Source organism: Streptomyces sp. CB01249 (assembly GCF_001905735.1).
Taxonomy (GTDB): Bacteria; Actinomycetota; Actinomycetes; order Streptomycetales; family Streptomycetaceae; genus Streptomyces.
In genome coordinates this window covers 566,287-586,895 of the sequence record NZ_LISW01000002.1, presented here as the reverse complement: position 1 = coordinate 586,895, position 20,609 = coordinate 566,287, and the positions used below count along the sequence as shown (strand labels likewise).

The following is a 20,609-nucleotide window of genomic DNA, read 5'->3' as shown; positions in this document are numbered from 1 at the left end:
CGTCGGCGGGAAGGCTTTGGGTACCCGTGGGTAACACCTTTTCACCGTCTCTCCCGGAGTCCCGCCACAGCCCCGTCGACCCAGCCAGTGATCACTGGCGGCATAAGCCCTGATCAGGGGCTATTGCTCGACTCGGAGGTCACTTCCCGGCGGCTACTGCTCGGCCGGAGGGCGCCAGCTGCGGAGGATCGCGTTGAACCGGTCTCGGGTGTTGTCCCAGTCGTCCGCCGGGCCCGTCATGTAGAGCGCGTACTCCGGACCGCCGTCCTTCTCGAAGTACATCTGGTCGATCGCGTGCCGCGCCTCGCCGTTCTTCTCGGTCCAGGTGAACTCCCAGATGGAACCGGTGTAGTCGCGATAGACGTTGCTGTTCAGCTCGATCCGGTGGTACTCCGGCAGCCGGACGCTCAGCCCCTTCTCCAGCCCGATCATGTGGTCGTACGGGTGGTCGAAGTCGGGGGACGGGTCGGTGCTGACCCGGAGGTAGTGCACGCCGTCGTCGGGGGTGTAGTCGATGTTGTTGTCGGTGACCTTGCGCTCCCAGCCCTCCGGCAGCAGCACGCTGAACCCGGTCGGGTCCACCACCCGCCGCCAGCCGTCCGGCACGTCCTGCGTCACGGTGCCCGAGGGGCTCGGCGTGGGCGTCGGCTTCGGCGTGACCGGCCCCGGGGTGCGGGTGCCGTGCGCGCTCGTGCCGCCGTCCGTACTGCCGGCCGCGTCCGTGCGGTGCGCGTACAGCATCGCGGCGATCCCCGCGCCACCGCCGATCACCGCGGCCAGGGCGATGACCAGGATCCTCGTACGCCACCGGCTGCGGCGGGGGGCCGGGGCGGGGGCCGGGACCGGGGCGGGCTGCACGACGGGGCCGGGGTGGGGCAGCACCGCCGTACCCCCGCGCAGCATCTCCTCGGAGACCTGCTGCGTCGGGACGAACGCCTGGGCGCTCCTCGGCGCGCGGCCCTCCATGGCTTCCAGGAGCATCCGCTCGGTCTCGGCGGCCGACGGGCGGTGCTCCGGCTCCTTACGCAGCAGCGCGGTGATCACGGGGGCGAGCGCCCCGGCCCGGGCGGGCGGCGGCGGTTCCTCGGTGACGACGGCCTGCATGGTCGATATGGGGGACATCCGGCGGAACGGCGAGCGCCCCTCGACGGCCGTGTACAGCGTGGCGCCCAGGGACCAGAGGTCGGAGGCGGGGCCGGGGTCGCCGCCGCGTACCCGCTCGGGCGCCAGATAGTCGATGGAGCCCACGAGTTCACCGGTCCTGGTGATGGTGGAGTCGCCCTCGATCGCGGCGATCCCGAAGTCGGTGAGCAGGACCCGGCCGTCCCGGGCGAGCAGTACGTTGCCCGGCTTCACGTCCCGGTGCAGCACCCCGGCCCCGTGCGCGGCGCGCAGCGCGCCCAGCACGTGCAGCCCTATGCGGGCGGCCTCGCGGGGATCGATCTCGCCGCCGGACTCCTTCGCCCGGTCGGCGAGCGACGGCCCGTCCACGTACTGCATGACGATCCACGGCCGGTTGTCGTACTCGACCACGTCATGGACGGTGACGACGCCGGGGTGGGTGATCCGGGCGGCCGCGCGGGCCTCCTTCTGCGTGCGCTGGTGCAGCACGATCCGGTCCGACTCGGCCACGTAGAGACCGGCGGTCAGCTCCTTGACGGCGACCGTGCGGTGCAGCACCTCGTCGTGGGCGCGCCACACCTTGCCCATGCCGCCGCGTCCGAGGACGTCGCCCAGCCGGTACCTCCCGGCCAGCAACAGCCCCGCTTCCGTGCCCTGTGAACGATCCACCTGTGTCCCCGCCCCCGTTGCTTCGGATGACAGGTTACGGAGGGGACGCGCGGCCACGGAACCTCGCATCGCCCACGAGACCGCACTGTGATGCGAATCCCGCGCTTCAGCCCGTCACACGGTAGGAAAGACTGGCCTGTTGGTAGATCTCGGTGATCCGGTCGCGCTCGTCCTCGGGGCCGATGACCTGGAGGATGTGGTACCGCCCGCCGACGAGCATGACGAGGTTGCGGACGTAGACCTCGCGGCCGTTGCTGTCCTGCCAGGTGAACTGGCCCTCGGCCATGGCCTGTCGGCCGACGTCCGTACGCCGCAGGCCACTCGCCGTCGACCAGCTGGAGTCCCGGAAGGGCTTCAGCTCCGGCTCCTTGTCCCGCTGGTAGTCGAGCGGGTCGCTGCCGTTGGCCTTGGCGGTGTCGCGGCCGGGGACGATGAGCACGCTGAACCCGTCGCTGCCGTAGTGGATCTGACGCTCCGCGTTGGCGGGGCTGCGCTGCCAGCCCTTGGGCAGCCCGACCTCGAAGCCCTCGGCGTCCTTGCGCAGGGTGTATCCGGGCGCGAGCGCGGCGGCGGACCGGCTGGTCTGCGGCTTCTGCGCCCCGGAGGAGGCGGACGCGGACGGCTTCCGCGACGCGCCCGTCGTGGGTGCGGGCGTCGTGGCGGCGGGGGGTGCGGACGCGGTACGGGAAGGAGCGGGACCGGCCCCCTTGTCGTCCTCCTCACCGGACTTGGGCATGAACATCACCGCGTACACGATGGCCGCGACGAGCGCCAGCATGATGAGGACGAGCAGCGTCCGGCCGAGGCGGCGCGGCTGGTCGCCGTCCCGCAGCGCGCGGGGTTCCCGGGGCGCACGGGGCTCGCGGGGCGGCTTGAGGCGTGGCTCGTGGTGGGTGACGGCGGTGCGGTCCACGGCGTCCCGGTTCTGCCGGTGCCGGGCGTGCGTCCCTCCGCCGCGCCGGGAGCGCCGCTTGCGGACGAGCTCGCCGCGCCTGCGGACGACGGGGAGCCGGGTGGCGTCCTCGGCGGGCAGCGGCACGACGTCGAACCCGGCCTCCGGCTCCGGCGCCGACCGTACGAGGGAGCGCAGCCAGCCGCTCAGCTCCTCCACGTCGGGCCGTTCGGTGGGGTCCTGCCGCAGCAGCGACTCCACGACCGGGCGCAGCGGCCCGCACTCCTCGGCGAACGCGGGCGGTTCGCCGCACACCATCTGGACCAGCTCGGCCGCGCTGTCCTCGGGGTAGGGCGCGTGCCCCTGGACGGCGCGGAAGAGCAGCGCGCCGAGGGCCCACAGGTCGGTGGCGGGCCCGATGGGCGGCGCCAGCTGCCAGTTGCCGCGCACCGGTCCGGCCTGCTCGGGCGCCCACCGCTCGGTGACCGCGCCGACCACGGCGATGCGCGCCTGCCGCGCCCGCTCGGCGGCGAGCGCGGTGGCGGGGCCCCGGTACCCGGCCGCGCCGGTCTCCTCGGGGTCCTCGTCGTCCCAGCGGCCGGAGGGGCCGTCGGGGCCCGGGGCGTCGGGGCCGTACGCGTCGTAGGGGTCGCGGCCTCGCGCCTCGGGGGCGTACGGCCCGCGGCCCCGCCGCTCCGCGTCCCGGTCCGGCGGGGGCAGTTCGGCGCGGGCGCCCGGGTGCGTGCCGCGGCGGGCGGCGTCGGCGCGGAGCGCGTCCTCGCGGGAGCCGCCCGCGGGCACGGGGCGCCCGGCGGCGGGCCCGTCGTCCCAGGTGCCGGTGAGGTGGAGGCGGCGGGGCGGCGGGCCGTCGTCCTCGTCCTCGTCGTCCTCCTCGTCGTCGTAGCGGGGGGCGTCGTACGGCCCCGGCGCGTCCGGGCCCCGCACCCAGCCCCCGGGCAGCTGCGGCAGCTCGGGGCGGGGGCGCGGCGGGGTACCGGGACGCGGCTGGTCGGGGGCGTCGCCGTACGCGTCGTCGCCGTACGCGTCATCGTCGTCGTACGCCTCGTCCCGGGCCGGCGGCAGGGCGCTCCAGGGCCCGGCCTCGTCGTCCCGGGGGCGGCCCGGCGCACCGGGGCCCGATGGCGCGGTGTCCCGCGCCCACGCGTCCCGGTCCGGCGGTGCCTCCCGCCGGGCGGCGGCGCGGGTGCCCGCGCGGTACGCGGCGATCGCACCGGCCCGGGCGCGCGCCGCGCTGTCCGCCCCGGCTGCGGGCACGGGCAGCCCGGCGGGCGGCACCGGCCGGGGCGCGTGGCCGTCGGCGGGGCCGTCAGCGTGGTCTTCAGCGGGCTCCTCGGCCGGGGCCTCCGCGTAGCCCTCCCCGGAGTCGTACGGGCGGCCGGGCTCTATCGCCGCCGGGCCCCGGGAGGCGGGCAGCATGCCGGTGGGCGGCACATACGGGCCGGTCGGGCCGGTCTCGACGGCGGGACCGCCGAAGCCCTCCTCGTCCGGCTCCTCGTCGTCGGGGTTCGGCACCGGGCTGTAGCCGCACAGCGCCTCCTCGGCGGCCCCGGCGGCGAGGCCGGTGAGGACGACGCGTCCGTCGTCGCAGACGAGCACCGTGCGCACGGTGATGTTGCGGTGGGTCCAGCCGTGCGCGTGCAGCACGCGCAGCGCGGTCAGCACGTCGGAGCCGATCTCGGCGGCCCGGTAGGGATTCAGCGGGCGCTCCGCGAGCAGCGCGGCGAGCGGGCGGGACGCCACGAGTTCGCTCACTATCCAGAGCGAGCCCGCCTCCGCGAACACGTCGAAGACCTGGTCCAGGCGCGGGTGGTCGGGCACCTGGGCCGCCGCCTGGGCGGCCTCGATGGCGCGCCGCACGGCCGGATCGGCGGGCCGCCTGGAGGTGCGCGGGGCGGCGGAGGCCCGGCCGTCGCCCTCCACGAACTCCGCGTCCACGATCTCGGGCAGCGGCACCTGACGGACCAGGACCTCCTGCCCGCTGTAGGTGTCGAAGGCCCGTGTCTCCACGAGTTCGTACGCGTCGGACGGGGGCAGCGGAAGGCGGTAGCGGTCGGCGAGCACCCGACCCGCGTAGTCGTCCACGACGCCTCCCCAGAGCGCGCTGTCCCCCGGCACGGAGACCGCGCCGAATCGGTCAATCACAGTCGCTTGCGGTGCAATTGACTGCGTGTTCCGGCTGCGTACGGTCTCCGGACTCTCACCATACGTGGCATGCGGCGGCCACGCGGCAGGTCGGCCCAACCAGCCGCGCCCGCCGCGTCGAATCGCGCCGCCTACCGGCTCAGTCGACCGGCTTGAACGACGCGAACGCCGCCTTCCGCAGCTCCCGGCACTCCTTGCCGTCCCACTCGTCGGCCTTGCAGCTGATCATGATCGCGTAGCCGTGGTCGCTGTCTGCCTTGAAGCCCCGGTTGAGCACCCGGACCCGCTGGCCCTGCTGCGTACGCTCGAACTGCCAGTCGGCGACGGTCGGATAGCCGTTGTACTCCACCTTCTTGATGCCCAGGTGGTGGTAGTTGGTGCTGGTGGCGGCGACCCCGCCGCGGGCGGAGTTCCAGGAGGCGGCGGCGTCGTTGCCGGGCGAGGAGGTGTAGTCGACCTGGAGGCGGGGAAAGCCGCCGTCCTCGTTGTAGATCGCACCGGCGCCCTGGCCGGAGTTGGTGTCGAAGCGGAAGTCCTTGGGCATCGCGATCGAGAAGTGGAACCGCTTGTTGGTCACCGTGTGGTAGCCGGCGGGCACGGCGTCCTCGGTCTTGCCGCCCTTCTTCCCGTCCTCGCCCTGCTGACCGGCCGCGTCGTCGTCCTGGCCCTTGCTCTTGTCCTGACCCTTGTCCTCGCCCTGCCCGGCGTCCTGCTCCTTGCCGCTGTCGCCCTGGGGGGCGTCGGACGAGCCGGACGGGGCGTCGGCGCTCGGGGCCCCGGCGGGGGCGGAGGCGCCGGTGCTCTTCTTACCGGAGTCGTCGGGCTTGTCGTCGCCGCCGCCGAGGGTGAGCGCCAGCACGGTGCCGAGGACCGCGAGCACGATCACGGCCGCGATGATCGCGAGGGTGCGGCGCGGGACCACGTCCGTGAGGGACGCCCGGGGCGGGGTGACCGGCGAGGAGGCCGGGCGCTGCGGCGGTACGGCCCCGGAGGGGGACGCGGCGCCGGGCGCGGAGGTCGGCCGGGCCGGGACGGGCGGTGCGGTGACGGGGGCGGCGGCCGCACCGGCGGCGGGCGTCTTGGCGTTGCGCACGGAGCGCAGCGCGCCGCGCAGCCTGTCCCGGGTGCCCTCGCCCGCCTCCGCGTCGGCGACGCCCTTGGGCAGCGCCATGACCTGGGTGGCGTCGGCGGGCGGAGGGACGGGGCGCTCCGGCTGCTCGAAGGAGGCGATGACGTCGTTGAGCAGGGCGCGTGCCCCGGCGTCGTCCAGCCGCTGTTCGGGGTCCCGGGTGAGCAGCCCGTAGATGACCTCCTCCAGCGGGCCCGCGTTCTTCGGCGGGTCCAGCGGCTCGGTCATGACGGCGGTCAGGGTCGCGATGGCGGAGCCCTTGTCGTACGGCGGGGAGCCCTCGACGCTCGCGTACAGCAGGCCGCCGAGCGACCAGAGGTCGGCGGGCGGTCCCGGCTTGTGGCCGCGCGCCCGCTCCGGCGAGATGTAGGAGGGGGCGCCGACGAGCATGCCGGTGGAGGTGACCGAGGGGTCGCCCTCGACCTGGGCGATCCCGAAGTCGGTCAGCACGACCCGGCCGTCCTCGGCGATCAGCACGTTGGACGGCTTCACGTCGCGGTGCAGGATGCCCTCGCGGTGCGCGGAGCGCAGCACGTCGAGGAGGGCGAGGCCGATCTCGGCGGCCCTCTTCGGCGGCAGGACCCCGTCCTCGCGGACCGCCTCGGCCAGCGACTTGCCCTCGATGAGCTCCATGACGATCCACGGCCGGTCGTCCTCGTCCACGACGTCGTAGACCGTGACCGCGCCGTTGTTGCGGATGCGCGCGATCGCCTTGGCCTCGCGCAGCGTACGCGTGATGAGGCGGCGCTTCTCGTCCTCGTCGATGGCCGACGGGAAGCGCAGTTCCTTGACCGCGACCGTGCGGCCCAGGGTCTCGTCAACGGCACGCCAGACCGTGCCCATACCGCCCCGGCCGAGCACCTCCCCCAGCCGGTACCGCCCCGCCAGGAGACGTCCGTCCGTGTCCCCTTGGGGCTCCCGTGCCTGCTCCGCCTCCGACATGCGTCCCCTCTGCGATCAACCCGCCCTGGCAGAGCGTTCATTGTCCCTCACCCCGGGACCGGTCCCGGTGCCGGGTCCTGGTGCCGCTTCCGGCGTGGTTTCCGGCTCGGTCATGATGGGGCCCGATGAAGGGACATACCGTCATGCCGGTGGTCAGGGCCGTGCTCGTCACCCTGGTGGTGCTTGCGCTGTGCGGCCTCGGAACGGCGCGCGTGTCCAGCGAATCACACCTCTCTCCCGCCGCCGCCTACCTCCCCCGGTTCACCGGCCCGGGGGGCGCCCCCGACGCGGCGCTGCTGGCGCACGATCCGGCCCGCTCGCCCCGGGACACCTTCCGTTCGACGGGGCCCGGCATCCGTTACGCGGACCGCTTCCGGGCAGGCAGCGTCACCAAGTCGTTCGTCGCGGTCGTCGTCCTCCAGCTCGCGGCCGAGAAGCGGCTCCGGCTCTCGGACCCGGTCGAGCGCCACCTCCCCGGGCTGATCCGGGGTCACGGCAACGACGGCCGCCGCATCACCCTGCGCGCCCTGCTCGGCCACACCAGCGGCCTGTACGACTACACCGACGACACCACCGCACTCCCCCTCTCCGCCGCGGCGGCCGTCCGCACCGCGACCGCCCACCGCCCCGCGGCCGCCCCGGGCACCTACGCGTACTCCAACACCGACTACGCCGTCCTCGGCCTCGTCGTCCGCCACGTCACCGGCCGCTCCTACGCGACGGAGATCCGCCGCCGGATCATCGCCCCCCTCGGTCTCACCGGCACCTCCCTCCCCGGCAGCCGCACCACCCTTCCCGCCCCGCACGGCCGGGCCTACTCCCGCCCGGCGTCGGGCGGCGGCCTCACCGACGTCACCGAACTGGACCCGCGTCCGGCCGGTGCGGCGGGCGAGCTGATCTCGACGCTCGCCGACCTCAACCGCTTCTACACCGCCCTGCTGGACGGGCGGTTGCTGAGACCGGCTCAGCTCGCCGCGCTGCTCAACACCTCCGCCACGGACGGGGTCTACGGCCTCGGCGTCTACCCGGAGCGACTGTCCTGCGGGGTCACCGTCTGGGGCCACAACGGCCGCATCGCGGGCAGTTACGTCCGCACCGCCACCACCCGCGACGGCCGCCACACGCTGACCTACCGCATCGACACGGAGACCCTGGCCGGGGCGGACACCCTGGAACCGGGCCTCCTGGAGGCGGAGTTCTGCCCGGAACCGGGCCAGGGCTGAGGCGAGGTCACAGCAGCGGCACGATGTCCGGTGCCCCCAGCCTCGCCGCGTCCGCCGTCAGGTCGTCCGGCTGGCGCTGCGACTCGCGTTCCGCCTCGACCCGCTTCTCGTAGTGCTCGGTCTCCCGGTCGATCCGTTCGGCGTCCCAGCCGAGGACCGGTGCCATCAGCTCGGCGCAGAGCCGGGCGGAGCGGGTGCCCCGGTCGAAGGTCTCGATGGAGATGCGGGTGCGCCGGGTCAGTACGTCGTCCAGGTGACGCGCGCCCTCGTGCGAGGCGGCGTACACGATCTCGGCCTTCAGATAGTCGTCGGCGGCGGGCAGCGGTTCGCCCAGCGTGGGATCGGCGACGATCAGCTCGAGGAGCTCCTCGGTCATCGAGCCGTACCGGTTGAGCAGATGCTCCACCCGGGCGACGTGGAGGCCGGTGCGGGCGGCGATCCTGGCGCGCGCGTTCCACAGGGCGCGGTAGCCCTCGGCGCCCAGCAGCGGGACGTCCTCGGTGACGCAGTCGGCGACCCGCTGGTCGAGGGCGTGCACCGCCTCGTCCACGGCGTCCTTCGCCATCACCCGGTACGTCGTGTACTTGCCGCCCGCGACGACGACGAGGCCCGGCACCGGGTGGGCGACGGTGTGCTCGCGCGACAGCTTGCTGGTGGCGTCCGACTCCCCGGCCAGCAGGGGCCGCAGGCCCGCGTACACGCCCTCGACGTCGTCCCTGGTCAGGGGCGTCGACAGAACCGCGTTCACATGTTCGAGCAGGTAGTCGATGTCGGCGCTGGAGGCGGCCGGGTGCGCCTTGTCCAGGTCCCAGTCGGTGTCCGTGGTGCCGACGATCCAGTGCCGGCCCCAGGGGATGACGAAGAGCACGGACTTCTCGGTGCGCAGGATCAGGCCGGTCGAGGAGTGGATGCGGTCCTTGGGGACGACCAGGTGGATGCCCTTGGAGGCCCGGACGTGGAACTGGCCGCGCTCGCCGATCAGCGACTGGGTGTCGTCCGTCCACACCCCGGTCGCGTTGACCACCTGTTTGGCCCTGACCTCGTACGCGCCGCCCGCCTCGACGTCCTCCACGCGGGCGCCGACGACGCGTTCGCCCTCCCGGAGGAAGCCGGTGACCCGCGCCCGGTTCGCCACCTGCGCGCCGTACGCGGACGCGGTGCGCACCAGCGTGGCGACATAGCGGGCGTCGTCCATCTGGGCGTCGTAGTACTGCAGGGCCCCCACCAGGGCGTCCCGCTTCAGGGCCGGGGCGACGCGCAGGGCCCGTCGGCGGGAGAGGTGGCGGTGCATGGGCAGGCCCCGGCCGTGCCCGGAGGAGACCGACATCGCGTCGTACAGCGCGACGCCGGAACCGGCGTACAGCCGCTCCCAGCCCTTGTGCTGCAAGGGGTAGAGGAAGGGCACCGGCTTCACCAGGTGCGGGGCGAGCCGTTCGAGGAGCAGCCCGCGCTCCTTCAGCGCCTCCCTGACCAGGGCGAAGTCGAGCATTTCCAGATAGCGCAGGCCGCCGTGGATCAGCTTGCTCGACCTGCTCGACGTGCCGGACGCCCAGTCGCGCGCCTCGACCAGACCGGTCGAGAGCCCTCTGGTGACCGCGTCCAGCGCCGTCCCGGCGCCGACCACGCCCGCTCCCACGACCAGCACGTCCAGTTCGCGCTCGGCCATGGCGGCGAGCGCCTCGGCGCGCTCCGCGGGTCCCAGTGTCGCTGTCCTCACCGCTGCCTCCCGGTTGCTCGGGGTGTCCGGCACGGTTCGCGGCCCCGACCATGCGTTCGGTGCCCGTGCCCACAGATCGATTCTGTCCGCGCTGCGCGACTTCAGCCACCGCCTGTGGACAACACCCGGACGACAAGGGCTCCGCAATGCGACATGTCGGTCATATTTACGCCTAACCTGACATAGCGCTGTCCACAGCGGTTGCGCTTTCTGCCTCCTGGTCTTATGGGAAGGACGGCCCACCCCGTGCCTGCAGACCTCGCCGTCATCGGACTCGGTCACCTCGGCCTGCCCCTGGCCCAGGCCGCCGTCCACGCCGGCATCCAGACGATCGGCTACGACACCGACCCCCGGGCCTTCGCGGAGGTCGCCGCGGGCCGTGCCCCGGTCGAGGGATCGCTGCCGGCCTCCGACATCCGCCGCATGCTCTCGCTGGGCTTCCGACCCACCACCGACCAGGCCGAGCTGGGCCGGGTCCGCACCGCCGTGATCTGCGCGCCGACCCCGCTCGGCCCCGACCGCACCCTCGACCTGAGCGCCGTCGCCGACGCCGCCCGCGCCCTGGCCGCCCGGCTGCGCCCGCACACCACCGTGCTCCTGGAATCGTCCGTGCCCCCCGGCACCACGGAGGGCTTCCTGCTCCCGATCCTGGAGGAGGGCTCGGGCCTGCGCGGCGGGCGCGACTTCCACCTCGCGCACTCCCCCAGCCGGCTCGACCCGGGCAACCGCAGCCACGTCTACGCCAACACCCCCAAGGTCATCGGCGGCCTCACCCCCGCCTGCACCGAATCCGCCGCCGCCTTCTACGGCCGCCTCACCGACAAGGTGGTCCGGGCCCGGGGCACCCGCGAGGCCGAGATGACGAAGGTCCTGGAGACCAACTTCCGGTACGTCAACATCGCCCTGGTCAACGAGATGGCGGTGCTCTGCCACGATCTGGGCGTCGACCTCTGGGACGTCATCCGGTGCGCCGAGACCAAGCCCTTCGGCTTCCAGCCCTTCCGCCCCGGCCCCGGCGTCGGAGGCCACGGCGCCCCGGTCGACCCGGGCCATCTCCCGTACCACCACCGCACCCCAGGCCCCCCGCTGCGGATGGTCTCGCTGGCGCAGGAGATCAACGAGCGGATGCCGCAGTACGTGATCCAGCGCTGCGCCACCCTTCTCAACGAACACGGGAAAGCGGTGCGCGGCGCGAGAATTCTTCTGCTGGGCGTCACCTACAAGCCCGACCTCGCCGACCAGGAGGCGTCGCCCGCCCGCGAGATCGCCACCCGGCTGATGGACATGGGCGCCCAGATCGGCTTCCACGACCCGCACGTCCTGGACTGGCGCGTCCGCCAACTCCCCGTCCCCCGCGCCGATTCGCTCTATGAGGCGGCCGCGGGCGCGGACCTCACGGTGCTGCTCCAGCAGCACCGTACGTACGACCTCCAGGGCCTCGCCGTGAAGGCGCAGCTCCTCCTGGACACCCGTGGCGCGACCCCCGCCGGAGCCGCCCACCGGCTGTGATGACGGGCCCTCAGCCCAGTCCCCCCAAGGATTCCGGTGGGCCGATGTCGGAACCGGCTGCTAGCCTGCGGCGTCACTCCTCGCACAGCAGTGCGTAGACGTCCCCAGGGGGAGAACCCAGCATGAGCCAGCCCGTACCACCGCCGAACCAGCCCTACGGCCAGCCCCAGGGCGGCAACCCGTTCGCCGGCGGCCAGCAGCAGCCCGGCGCCCCGTTCGGCGGCGGCCCCGCGCCCTTCACCCCGGCGCCCCCGGCTCGGAACAATGTCGCGCTCGGTGTCGTCGCGGCCGTGGTCTCGGCCGTCGTCGCCGCAGCGATCTACGGCGCGATCATCGGCGCCACCAAGCACGAGATCGGCTACGCGGCTGTGGGTGTCGGCTTCATCGTCGGCTTCGCCTCGGGCAAGCTCGGCGGCCGGAATCCGGTCCTCCCTGTCCTGAGCGCCGTCCTCTCGCTGGTCGCCGTCTACTTCGGCCAACTGCTCGGCGAGGCGATGATCGCGGCCAAGGAGACCCCGCTCACGGTCTCCGAGATCTTCTTCGACCACTTCAGCCTGCTGAACGAGGCATGGAAGACCGACGCGGACTTCCTGACGTACGTCTTCTTCGTCATCGCGGCGATCGCCGCGTTCTCGGGCGCCAAGAAGGCGGCAGAATAGGGCCCGTCACCCGAAGCCGGCGGGCGGCGCCACCTTTCCAGAAGGTGACGCCGCCCGCTTTTCGTCCCGGCACCCCATCAATAACCCGCCACGCAAAAGTCCCCTATTTTGCAGAGTGCGTGTAGTGGTAGCCGATGGCCTTTCGAGCCACACCCTTGCCTACATACTTTCCGTCGAGCTTGCTGTAGGCCGAGAAGGAGTACGCCTTGTAGACCGGGTACGCCTTGAGGGTGCCCATCTTCCCCTTCGGAACGGCCCAGGTGCCGGACATGCTCTTCGTTCGTGACTTGGTGACATCGAAGCCGACCGCCACCGATACCGCTCCAGCGGTGACATCGAACTTGGAGCTCTTGGTGTTGCTCACGGTCTCGGTGCTCGAAAGCCTCAGGGTCATGGGACCACGCCCTCGCACGAGGGCGATGTAGTTCTTGCCCGTCTGAAGGCCGAGGTACTTGACATTCTTGATTTTGCAGAACTCATAGGTCTTGCCGTTGCTACGCACGGTACAACTCTTCAGTGCAGCCGCCGAGCTGGTTTCGGCTGCCACTCCCAAAGTTCCGGCCACCAAAGCGAGAACCACAACGGAACTACGGCCCGCACGGACCCATGAAAATGCGTTCCTGGACAAAAATCCCCCTCGTTTTCCATCGCTTCACCGACGGAGCCGGCAGACACGACTCAGGAATTGGTCGAAAACGACCAAGTCTCGTGTTCCCCCACGAACGTTGGTCGTTCTATGCAGATCAAAGCTAACAGCGCTCGTCCGAGGGGCACCGCCCAAGCGCGCAAACTTGATCCAAATCTGAGCCTTCGGAATTCCCGGCCACCGCCAACCCGGACAACTGCCGTTCCATGCCGGGCAGCAGAACACGGAACGGGGCCTGAAGCACCTGACGGCGCTTCAGGCCCCAAAAAGGGCAGAGATGTTGTCAGCGGCGGTGCTGGGAGTCCGCGACCGTCACCTCGACGCGCTGGAACTCCTTGAGGTCGCTGTAGCCCGTGGTGGCCATCGCGCGGCGCAGGGCGCCGAAGATGTTCATCGAGCCGTCCGGGGTGTGCGAGGGGCCGGTCAGGACCTCCTCGGTCGTGCCGACCGAGCCCAGGTCCACCAGCTTGCCGCGCGGCACGTCCTCGTGGACGGCCTCCATGCCCCAGTGCCGGCCGCGGCCGGGCGCGTCCGTCGCGCGGGCCAGTGGGGAGCCCATCATCACGGCGTCCGCACCGCAGGCGATGGCCTTCGGCAGGTCGCCGGACCAGCCGACGCCGCCGTCCGCGATGACGTGCACGTAACGGCCGCCGGACTCGTCCATGTAGTCGCGGCGGGCACCGGCCACGTCGGCGACGGCGGTCGCCATCGGGACCTGGATGCCGAACACGTTGCGCGTGGTGTGCGCGGCACCGCCGCCGAAGCCGACGAGGACACCGGCCGCACCCGTACGCATCAGGTGCAGGGCCGCGGTGTACGTGGCGCAGCCGCCGACGATCACCGGGACGTCCAGCTCGTAGATGAACTGCTTCAGGTTCAGCGGCTCGGCCGCGCCCGAGACGTGCTCGGCGGAGACCGTGGTGCCCCGGATGACGAAGATGTCCACACCCGCGTCGACCACGGCCTTGGAGAACTGCGCGGTGCGCTGCGGGGAGAGCGCGGCGGCGGTGACGACGCCGGAGTCGCGCACCTCCTTGATGCGCTGCCCGATCAGCTCCTCCTGGATGGGGGCGGAGTAGATCTCCTGGAGCCGGCGGGTCGCCGTCTCGACGGGCATCTCGGCGATCTCGTCGAGGAGCGGCTGCGGGTCCTCGTGCCGCGTCCACAGCCCTTCCAGGTTGAGGACGCCGAGGCCGCCGAGCTCGCCGATGCGGATGGCGTGCTGCGGGGACACCACGGAGTCCATGGGGGCGGCCAGGAACGGCAGCTCGAAGCGGTAGGCGTCGATCTGCCAGGCGATCGAGACCTCCTTCGGGTCGCGGGTCCGGCGGCTCGGGACGACGGCGATGTCGTCGAATGCGTATGCCCGGCGGCCGCGCTTGCCGCGCCCGATCTCGATCTCAGTCACGATGATGTGGCCTTTCCCTCTGCGTCTGCGCTGTCCAGTATCCCCGACACGCGCCGAAGGGGCGGTCCGGGAACCCCCGGGCCGCCCCTCGTGCTCGCGTGGCGCGTTACTTCTTGCTGTAGTTCGGTGCTTCGACCGTCATCTGGATGTCGTGCGGGTGGCTCTCCTTGAGGCCCGCCGAGGTGATCCGCACGAAGCGGCCCTTGCTCTCCATCTCGTCCACGGTCGCGGCGCCCACGTAGCCCATGGTCTGGCGGAGGCCGCCGACGAGCTGGTGCAGCACGTTGGCGAGGGGGCCGCGGTAGGGCACCTGGCCCTCGATGCCCTCGGGGACGAGCTTGTCGTCCGAGGCCACCTCGGCCTGGAAGTACCGGTCCTTGGAGTAGGAACGGCCCTGGCCGCGGGACTGCATCGCGCCCAGCGAGCCCATGCCCCGGTACGACTTGAACTGCTTGCCGTTGATGAACATCAGCTCGCCCGGGGACTCCTCGCAGCCCGCGAGGAGCGAGCCCAGCATCACGCTGTCGGCACCGGCCGCGAGCGCCTTGCCGATGTCGCCCGAATACTGCAGGCCGCCGTCGCCGATGACCGGGACGCCCGCCGCGCGGGCGGCCAGCGCGGCCTCGTAGATCGCGGTGACCTGCGGGACGCCGATGCCGGCGACGACGCGGGTCGTACAGATGGAGCCGGGGCCGACGCCGACCTTGACGCCATCCACACCGGCGTCGATCAGGGCCTGGGCACCGTCGCGGGTCGCCACGTTGCCGCCGATCACGTCGACGTTCACGGCCGACTTGATCTTGGCCATCCAGTTCAGCGCGTTGCTGTTGTGGCCGTGCGAGGTGTCCACGATGAGGAAGTCGACGCCCGCCTCGGCCAGCGCCTGGGCGCGGTCCAGCGCCTCGGGGCTGGCGCCCACGGCGGCACCGACGAGCAGCCGGCCCTCGGCGTCCTTGGCCGCGTTCGGGTACTGCTCGGCCTTCTTGAAGTCCTTGACCGTGATGAGGCCCTTGAGGAGGCCCGCCTCGTCCACCAGCGGCAGCTTCTCGATCTTGTGGCGGCGCAGCAGCTCCATGGCGTCCACGCCGGAGATGCCGACCTTGCCCGTGACGAGCGGCATCGGCGTCATGACCTCGCGCACCTGGCGCGAGCGGTCCGACTCGAAGGCCATGTCGCGGTTGGTGACGATGCCGAGCAGCTTGCCCGCCTGGTCGGTGACCGGGACACCGCTGATGCGGAACTTGGCGCAGAGCGCGTCCGCCTCGGCGAGGGTGGCGTCCGGGCCGACCGTGATCGGGTCGGTGACCATGCCGGACTCGGACCGCTTGACCAGGTCGACCTGGTTGACCTGGTCCTCGACCGACAGGTTGCGGTGCAGCACGCCGACGCCGCCCTGACGGGCCATCGCGATGGCCATGCGGGCCTCGGTGACCTTGTCCATGGCGGCGGACAGCAGCGGGATGTTGACGCGGACGTTGCGCGAGATGAGCGTCGAGGTGTCGACCGCGTTGGGCAGCACTTCGGATGCGCCCGGCAGCAGCAGCACGTCGTCGTATGTCAGCCCGAGCGTCGCGAATTTCTCGGGCACTCCGTCGACGTTTGCAGTCATGACACCTTCCCCAAATGGCCTTGATCGGTGCGGATGTCCATGCTAACGGCCTCGGGAGGCGTCTCATTCCACGAGCAAGATCACCCGCGGTTTCTGTAGCTTTCTACGGCTGTGGCGTACGTCTCCGAGGGGCCCGGCCTCCCGCTCGGCTCACTGTTCCGCAAGGGCTCGGAGGCGGCTGAGCGCCCGGTGCTGGGCGACCCGGACGGCGCCCGGGGACATGCCGAGCATCTGGCCGGTCTCCTCGGCGGTCAGCCCGACGGCGACGCGCAGCACGAGCAGTTCGCGCTGGTTCTCCGGAAGGTTGGCCAGGAGCTTCTTGGCCCAGGCGGCATCGCTGCTGAGCAGTGCGCGCTCCTCGGGACCGAGCGAGTCGTCGGGGCGCTCCGGCATCTCGTCGGAGGGCACGGCGGTCGAGCCGGGGTGCCGCATCGCGGCGCGCTGGAGGTCGGCCACCTTGTGACCGGCGATGGCGAAGACGAAGGCTTCGAAGGGCCTGCCCGTGTCCTTGTAGCGCGGCAGCGCCATGAGCACGGCGACGCAGACCTCCTGCGCCAGGTCCTCCACGAAGTGGCGGGCGTCACCGGGCAGCCGGTTCAGCCGGGACCGGCAGTAGCGCAGGGCGAGCGGGTGGACGTGGGCGAGCAGGTCGTGCGTAGCCTGCGCGTCGCCCTCGACGGCGCGGTGCACCAGGGCACCGATCACCGTCGTCCCGTCGTCGCGCATCGAACCATGGTGCCCCGGCCCCGCTTCATCCGCGGCACCGCCTCCGTAGTTGTGCACCGAAGCGTTATGAGCGGGTGCGCCGGAAGTCATGTCCTGCGCCCTCCCCTTCCGCTCGACCGAATCGTTCCCGAGGAACTCCACGTCTCAAGGATGCGGCATCGGCCGGGAAGCGTCACATACCGCCGGATCGGCGGGGTACGGCGGCTTGCGCCGCACCCCTGCCCGGGCCCGTCGGGCCCGGCCGACTGTCAGCGCACCAGGCCCCACCGGAAGCCCAGGGCCACCGCGTGGGCGCGGTCCGAGGCGCCGAGCTTCTTGAAGAGCCGCCGGGCGTGCGTCTTCACCGTGTCCTCGGAGAGGAACAGCTCACGGCCGATCTCCGCGTTGGAGCGGCCGTGGCTCATCCCCTCCAGCACCTGGATCTCGCGCGCCGTGAGCGTGGGCGCCGCACCCATCTCGGCCGACCGCAGCCGACGCGGGGCGAGCCGCCACGTCGGGTCGGCCAGCGCCTGGGTGACGGTCGCCCGGAGCTCGGCCCGGGAGGCGTCCTTGTGCAGATAGCCGCGGGCACCGGCGGCGACCGCGAGCGCGACGCCGTCCAGGTCCTCGGCGACGGTCAGCATGATGATCCGGGCGCCGGGATCGGCGGAGAGCAGCCGGCGGACCGTCTCCACCCCCCCGAGCCCGGGCATGCGTACGTCCATGAGAATCAGATCCGAACGGTCGGCACCCCAGCGGCGGAGGACTTCCTCGCCGTTGGCGGCCGTCGTCACCCGCTCGACGCCGGGCACGGTCGCGACCGCGCGACGGAGCGCTTCTCGGGCAAGCGGGGAGTCGTCGCAGACGAGGACGGAAGTCATGACCGCCCTCCGCAGCTGATGCGCGTCACCTTGAGCCTCCAGGCTGTTACAAGTCGTCACCTGTGCGGTTGACGCTCTCGGACATCTGCCCGATCGCTCTTTCTGCCAACCGCCTCCGCACTCTCAACGATGGTCACTCGAAAGAGTTACGGGTCGGAAGACCGAGTTCGGCACTCTACGTGAGTACGCGCTCACGGAGGAGAGCGCCACGGGTCGTCCAGTCGTCAACCGAAACTTTTGGCGGCCCTGTGCCCCATTTAGCGGGATTTCTTCCCTTTTGGTGGTGTCTGTGGCTAGATTCGCAATCAGTCATATTTACATCTACTAACACCGTAGATGTACGGTCTTGTACACGGTCATCGACAAGCACCCACCCACGACGCACACGACGCTTCCGACTCAGCACGGTTTCGAGGGGACAAGCAATGGCCGATTTCTCCCGACTTCCCGGACCCAACGCCGATCTGTGGGACTGGCAGCTGCTGGCGGCCTGCCGCGGGGTCGACAGCTCGCTCTTCTTCCATCCCGAGGGGGAACGCGGTGCGGCTCGGAGCGCGCGCGAGACCTCCGCGAAGGAGGTCTGCATGCGGTGCCCCGTACGCGCGGAGTGCGCGGCGCATGCCTTGGCCGTTCGTGAGCCCTATGGGGTGTGGGGTGGGCTCACCGAGGACGAGCGTGAGGAGTTGATGGGGCGTGCGCGCAATCGGTTGATCACCGCTGCGGCGCCGGCGTCTCCGCCTGGGCACGGGTGACCGTTGCTGCGCGCACCGAGGGAGAAACGTTTCTGCACCCCACCCCGCGCCTCAAACGCCGGCGGGGCTGGATTTGGCGCCGGTGGGGCTGGAATGGCGTGCTGTCAGCGCCAGCTGGTCCAGGGTGGCCGCTACCGCCGGGACTCTGGCCAGGTCGGGCAGGGTCAGGGCGACGATCTCGCGTTCGATGGCCGGGGCCACTGTGAGGGTCCTGGCACCTCGGGGGCGTACCGACTCGATGGCCAGGGCGGGCAGGACGGCGACGCCCAGGCCCGCGCCGACCAGGCCGATCACCGCCGGGTAGTCGTCGGTGGCGAAGTCGATGCGCGGGGTGAAGCCGGACTCCTCGCACACCTCCACGAGCTGCCTGCGGCACCGGGGGCACCCGGCGATCCAGGACTCGCCGGCCAGCTCCGCGATGCCGACCTCGTCCCGGTCCGCCAGCGCGTGGCCCTCGGGGACCAGGCCCGTGAGGCGGTCGGTGAGCAGGGGGCGGACCACCAGGTCGTCCCATTCCGCGCCCGGCTCCCCGTAGCGGAAGGCGAGGGCGATGTCGCAGTCGCCGTCGCGCAGCATCTCGACCGACCGGGGCGGCTCGGCCTCCACGAGGGAGACCCGGGTGCCGGGGTGGGCGGCGCGCAGGGCGGCGAGGGCGCCCGGGACCAGCGAGGAGCTGCCGCTCGGGAACGAGACGAGCCGGACCCGGCCCGCCCGCAGTCCGGCGATCGCGGCGACCTCCTCCTCGGCGGCGGTGAGCCCGGCGAGGATGCCGGAGGCGTGCCGCACCAGCGCCTCGCCCGCCTGGGTCAGCCGCATCTCGCGGCCGGTCCGGATGAGCAGCGTGGTCCCGGCCGAGGACTCCAGGGCCTTCATCTGCTGGCTGACGGCGGGCTGGGTGCAGCCCAGCTCCCGGGCGGCGGCGGAGAAGGAGCCGGTGGCGGCGACGGCGCGCAGGACGCGGAGGTGGCGGGCTTCGATCACCCCTCCAGCATAAGCAATGCTTGGGGCGGTCGCAGGATATCCGTGTGTGACTTTGAGTCCGCCTTGGATACCGTTCCGGTATGACCGCGATGACTGTGCTGACCGTGAACGCGGGGCGTCCCACGGCGGCGTCCTACACCGACGCCCCCGGCGGCAGGACCGGGATCGACAAGCACCCCGTGGACGGCCCGGTGCGGGTGTCGGACCCCGGCCCCAAGGGCGAGGGCGGCAGCGGTGTCGCCGGGGACGCGGTGTGCGACCTGCGCCACCACGGCGGCTCGAACCAGGCGGTGTACGCGTTCGCCCGCGAGGACCTGGACGCCTGGGAGCGGGAGCTGGGCCGCACGCTGCGCAACGGCTCGTTCGGCGAGAACCTGACCACGGCGGGGCTGCGGGTCGGCGAGGCCCTGATCGGCGAGCGCTGGCGGATCGGCGGGGAGCTGGTCCTGGAGGTCGCCTCGGGCCGCATCCCGTGCCGCACGTTCCAGGGCCACCTGGACGAGGCCCGCTGGGTGAAGCGGTTCACGCAGGCGGCGGCCCCGGGGGCGTATCTGCGGGTGATCACACCGGGGTCCGTCCGCGCGGGCGACCCGGTCGAGATCGTGCACCGGCCGGACCACGAGGTGACCGTGGAGCTCCAGTTCCGGGCCGTCACCACCCGGCGCGACCTGCTGCCGCTGCTCCTCCCGGCGGGCGAGGCGCTGTCCCCGTCGACGCTGCGGAAGGCGCGCGCGTACGCGGCGGAGCTCACCGCCTCCTGAGGCCGCGGGAGCCCCCGGAGGCGCCGTTCCGGGATGCTCTAACGTGCCGCGTATGACGACTGCACTGATCACGGGCGCGACGGCGGGTATCGGTGCCGCCTTCGCCCGGCGGCTCGCCGCCGACGGGTACGACCTGGTCCTGGTGGCCCGGGACGCGGAGCGGCTGCGCGAGCAGGCGACCGAGCTGCACGACCGGCACGGCATCGAGGCGGAGGTGCTGCGGGCCGACCTGTCCGAGGACAAGGGCATCCGCGCGGTCGAGGAACGCCTCGGTGACGCCCGGCACCCGGTCGACCTGCTGGTGAACAACGCGGGCTTCGGGAACAAGGGGCGCTATCTGGAGGTCCCGATGGCCGACGAGCTGACGATGCTCAAGGTGCACTGCGAGGCGGTGCTGCGGCTGACCTCGGCGGCGGCGGCCCCGATGCGGGAGCGCGGCCGGGGCGGCATCGTCAACGTGGCCTCGGTCGCGGCGTTCGTCCCGCGCGGCACGTACGGGGCTTCGAAGGCGTGGGTCGTGCAGTTCAGCCAGGGCGCGGCGAAGGACCTGGCCGGGTCCGGGGTGCGGCTGATGGCGCTGTGCCCGGGCTTCGTGCGGACGGAATTCCACCAGCGGGCCGGGATGGGCACGGGCAACATCCCGGGCTGGATGTGGCTCGACGCGGACAAGCTGGTGACGGCCGCGCTCGCGGACCTGGCGCGCGGGAAGCCGGTGTCGATCCCGGACCCGCGCTACAAGGTACTGATGGGCGCGGTGAAGCTGGCCCCGCGCGGCCTGCTCGGCGGGCTGACCTCGCGGACGGGCCGCAAGTACGGGCCGCAGTAGAGCCCGCAGCAGGGA

Annotated in this window: 16 protein-coding genes; 6 read left to right on the top strand and 10 right to left on the bottom strand. The window is 72.1% G+C overall.

Translation table 11 applies throughout. The annotated features are described in order from the left end of the window. Positions 1-153: 153 nt before the first annotated feature. The 3 genes from AMK18_RS11185 to AMK18_RS11175 all read right to left on the bottom strand — a co-directional run bounded on the left by AMK18_RS11185 (position 154) and on the right by AMK18_RS11175 (position 6,917). Complete coding sequence (locus AMK18_RS11185; RefSeq protein ID WP_241836539.1) at positions 154-1,791, bottom strand: serine/threonine-protein kinase; 1,638 nt, start codon at positions 1,789-1,791, stop codon at positions 154-156. A gap of 106 nt (positions 1,792-1,897) precedes the next feature. Continuing rightward, positions 1,898-4,786 (bottom strand): protein kinase, encoded by a 2,889-nt coding sequence (locus AMK18_RS11180; RefSeq protein WP_073863233.1) that lies wholly within the window; start codon positions 4,784-4,786, stop codon positions 1,898-1,900. Between the two features lie 199 nt (positions 4,787-4,985). After that, positions 4,986-6,917 carry a serine/threonine-protein kinase gene (locus AMK18_RS11175; protein WP_073862669.1) on the bottom strand — a complete coding sequence of 644 codons (1,932 nt, stop codon included), beginning with the start codon at positions 6,915-6,917 and terminating at the stop codon, positions 4,986-4,988. Positions 6,918-7,060: 143 nt separating this feature from the next. Here AMK18_RS11175 and AMK18_RS11170 point away from each other — a divergent pair, with 143 nt between their 5' ends. Continuing rightward, positions 7,061-8,140, top strand: coding sequence for a serine hydrolase domain-containing protein (locus tag AMK18_RS11170; RefSeq protein WP_073863232.1), 1,080 nt, complete (start codon positions 7,061-7,063; stop codon positions 8,138-8,140). 7 nt (positions 8,141-8,147) lie between these two features. Here the strand turns inward: AMK18_RS11170 and AMK18_RS11165 are convergent, their stop codons facing one another. Further along, the gene (locus AMK18_RS11165; RefSeq protein WP_026171272.1) at positions 8,148-9,857 is read right to left on the bottom strand and encodes a glycerol-3-phosphate dehydrogenase/oxidase; all 1,710 of its coding nucleotides are present in this window, start codon (positions 9,855-9,857) and stop codon (positions 8,148-8,150) included. A 246-nt stretch (positions 9,858-10,103) separates the two neighbouring features. Here AMK18_RS11165 and AMK18_RS11160 point away from each other — a divergent pair, with 246 nt between their 5' ends. Together AMK18_RS11160 and AMK18_RS11155 are read left to right on the top strand one after the other, a co-directional pair. After that, positions 10,104-11,366, top strand: a complete 1,263-nt coding sequence (locus AMK18_RS11160; protein ID WP_073862668.1) for a nucleotide sugar dehydrogenase — start codon at positions 10,104-10,106, stop codon at positions 11,364-11,366. 122 nt (positions 11,367-11,488) lie between these two features. Then, entirely contained in the window at positions 11,489-12,025 is a 537-nt protein-coding gene (locus tag AMK18_RS11155) for a hypothetical protein (protein WP_073862667.1), read from the top strand. 103 nt (positions 12,026-12,128) lie between these two features. Here AMK18_RS11155 and AMK18_RS11150 read toward each other — a convergent pair whose 3' ends face one another. The 5 genes from AMK18_RS11150 to AMK18_RS11130 all read right to left on the bottom strand — a co-directional run bounded on the left by AMK18_RS11150 (position 12,129) and on the right by AMK18_RS11130 (position 17,274). After that, complete coding sequence (locus AMK18_RS11150) at positions 12,129-12,527, bottom strand: hypothetical protein (protein ID WP_073862666.1); 399 nt, start codon at positions 12,525-12,527, stop codon at positions 12,129-12,131. A gap of 427 nt (positions 12,528-12,954) precedes the next feature. Then, positions 12,955-14,079 (bottom strand): GuaB3 family IMP dehydrogenase-related protein, encoded by a 1,125-nt coding sequence (locus AMK18_RS11145; RefSeq protein ID WP_018101158.1) that lies wholly within the window; start codon positions 14,077-14,079, stop codon positions 12,955-12,957. 106 nt (positions 14,080-14,185) lie between these two features. Beyond that, a complete protein-coding gene (gene guaB / locus AMK18_RS11140; protein WP_026171273.1) occupies positions 14,186-15,688 on the bottom strand; it encodes an IMP dehydrogenase in 1,503 nt (500 codons plus the stop codon). A gap of 150 nt (positions 15,689-15,838) precedes the next feature. Next, positions 15,839-16,414 carry a sigma-70 family RNA polymerase sigma factor gene (locus AMK18_RS11135; protein WP_018101160.1) on the bottom strand — a complete coding sequence of 192 codons (576 nt, stop codon included), beginning with the start codon at positions 16,412-16,414 and terminating at the stop codon, positions 15,839-15,841. 248 nt (positions 16,415-16,662) lie between these two features. Further along, a complete protein-coding gene (locus AMK18_RS11130; protein ID WP_003948568.1) occupies positions 16,663-17,274 on the bottom strand; it encodes a response regulator transcription factor in 612 nt (203 codons plus the stop codon). A gap of 425 nt (positions 17,275-17,699) precedes the next feature. On the opposite strand from AMK18_RS11130, the gene AMK18_RS11125 reads away from it, so the two are divergent. Then, the gene (locus tag AMK18_RS11125; RefSeq protein ID WP_018101161.1) at positions 17,700-18,026 is read left to right on the top strand and encodes a WhiB family transcriptional regulator; all 327 of its coding nucleotides are present in this window, start codon (positions 17,700-17,702) and stop codon (positions 18,024-18,026) included. 51 nt (positions 18,027-18,077) lie between these two features. On the opposite strand, the gene AMK18_RS11120 is transcribed toward AMK18_RS11125, so the two are convergent. After that, on the bottom strand, positions 18,078-19,007 hold the full coding sequence (locus AMK18_RS11120; RefSeq protein WP_073862665.1) for a LysR family transcriptional regulator: 930 nt from the start codon (positions 19,005-19,007) through the stop codon (positions 18,078-18,080). 89 nt (positions 19,008-19,096) lie between these two features. On the opposite strand from AMK18_RS11120, the gene AMK18_RS11115 reads away from it, so the two are divergent. Together AMK18_RS11115 and AMK18_RS11110 are read left to right on the top strand one after the other, a co-directional pair. Then, a complete protein-coding gene (locus tag AMK18_RS11115) occupies positions 19,097-19,768 on the top strand; it encodes an MOSC domain-containing protein (RefSeq protein WP_073863231.1) in 672 nt (223 codons plus the stop codon). 52 nt (positions 19,769-19,820) lie between these two features. Further along, positions 19,821-20,594: an SDR family NAD(P)-dependent oxidoreductase gene (locus AMK18_RS11110; RefSeq protein ID WP_073862664.1), complete on the top strand. Its 774-nt coding sequence runs from the start codon at positions 19,821-19,823 to the stop codon at positions 20,592-20,594. Positions 20,595-20,609 lie beyond the last annotated feature (15 nt).

Excerpts from the sequence above, each read along its gene's own strand:
- AMK18_RS11175 (WP_073862669.1), bottom strand. The coding sequence starts at position 6,917 with ATGTCGGAGGCGGAGCAGGCACGGGAGCCCCAAGGGGACACGGACGGA.
- AMK18_RS11110 (WP_073862664.1), top strand. The coding sequence starts at position 19,821 with ATGACGACTGCACTGATCACGGGCGCGACGGCGGGTATCGGTGCCGCC.
- AMK18_RS11115 (WP_073863231.1), top strand. The coding sequence starts at position 19,097 with ATGACTGTGCTGACCGTGAACGCGGGGCGTCCCACGGCGGCGTCCTAC.
- AMK18_RS11130 (WP_003948568.1), bottom strand. The coding sequence starts at position 17,274 with ATGACTTCCGTCCTCGTCTGCGACGACTCCCCGCTTGCCCGAGAAGCG.
- guaB (WP_026171273.1), bottom strand. The coding sequence starts at position 15,688 with ATGACTGCAAACGTCGACGGAGTGCCCGAGAAATTCGCGACGCTCGGG.
- AMK18_RS11155 (WP_073862667.1), top strand. The coding sequence starts at position 11,489 with ATGAGCCAGCCCGTACCACCGCCGAACCAGCCCTACGGCCAGCCCCAG.
- AMK18_RS11125 (WP_018101161.1), top strand. The coding sequence starts at position 17,700 with ATGGCCGATTTCTCCCGACTTCCCGGACCCAACGCCGATCTGTGGGAC.
- AMK18_RS11135 (WP_018101160.1), bottom strand. The coding sequence starts at position 16,414 with ATGCGCGACGACGGGACGACGGTGATCGGTGCCCTGGTGCACCGCGCC.
- AMK18_RS11170 (WP_073863232.1), top strand. The coding sequence starts at position 7,061 with ATGCCGGTGGTCAGGGCCGTGCTCGTCACCCTGGTGGTGCTTGCGCTG.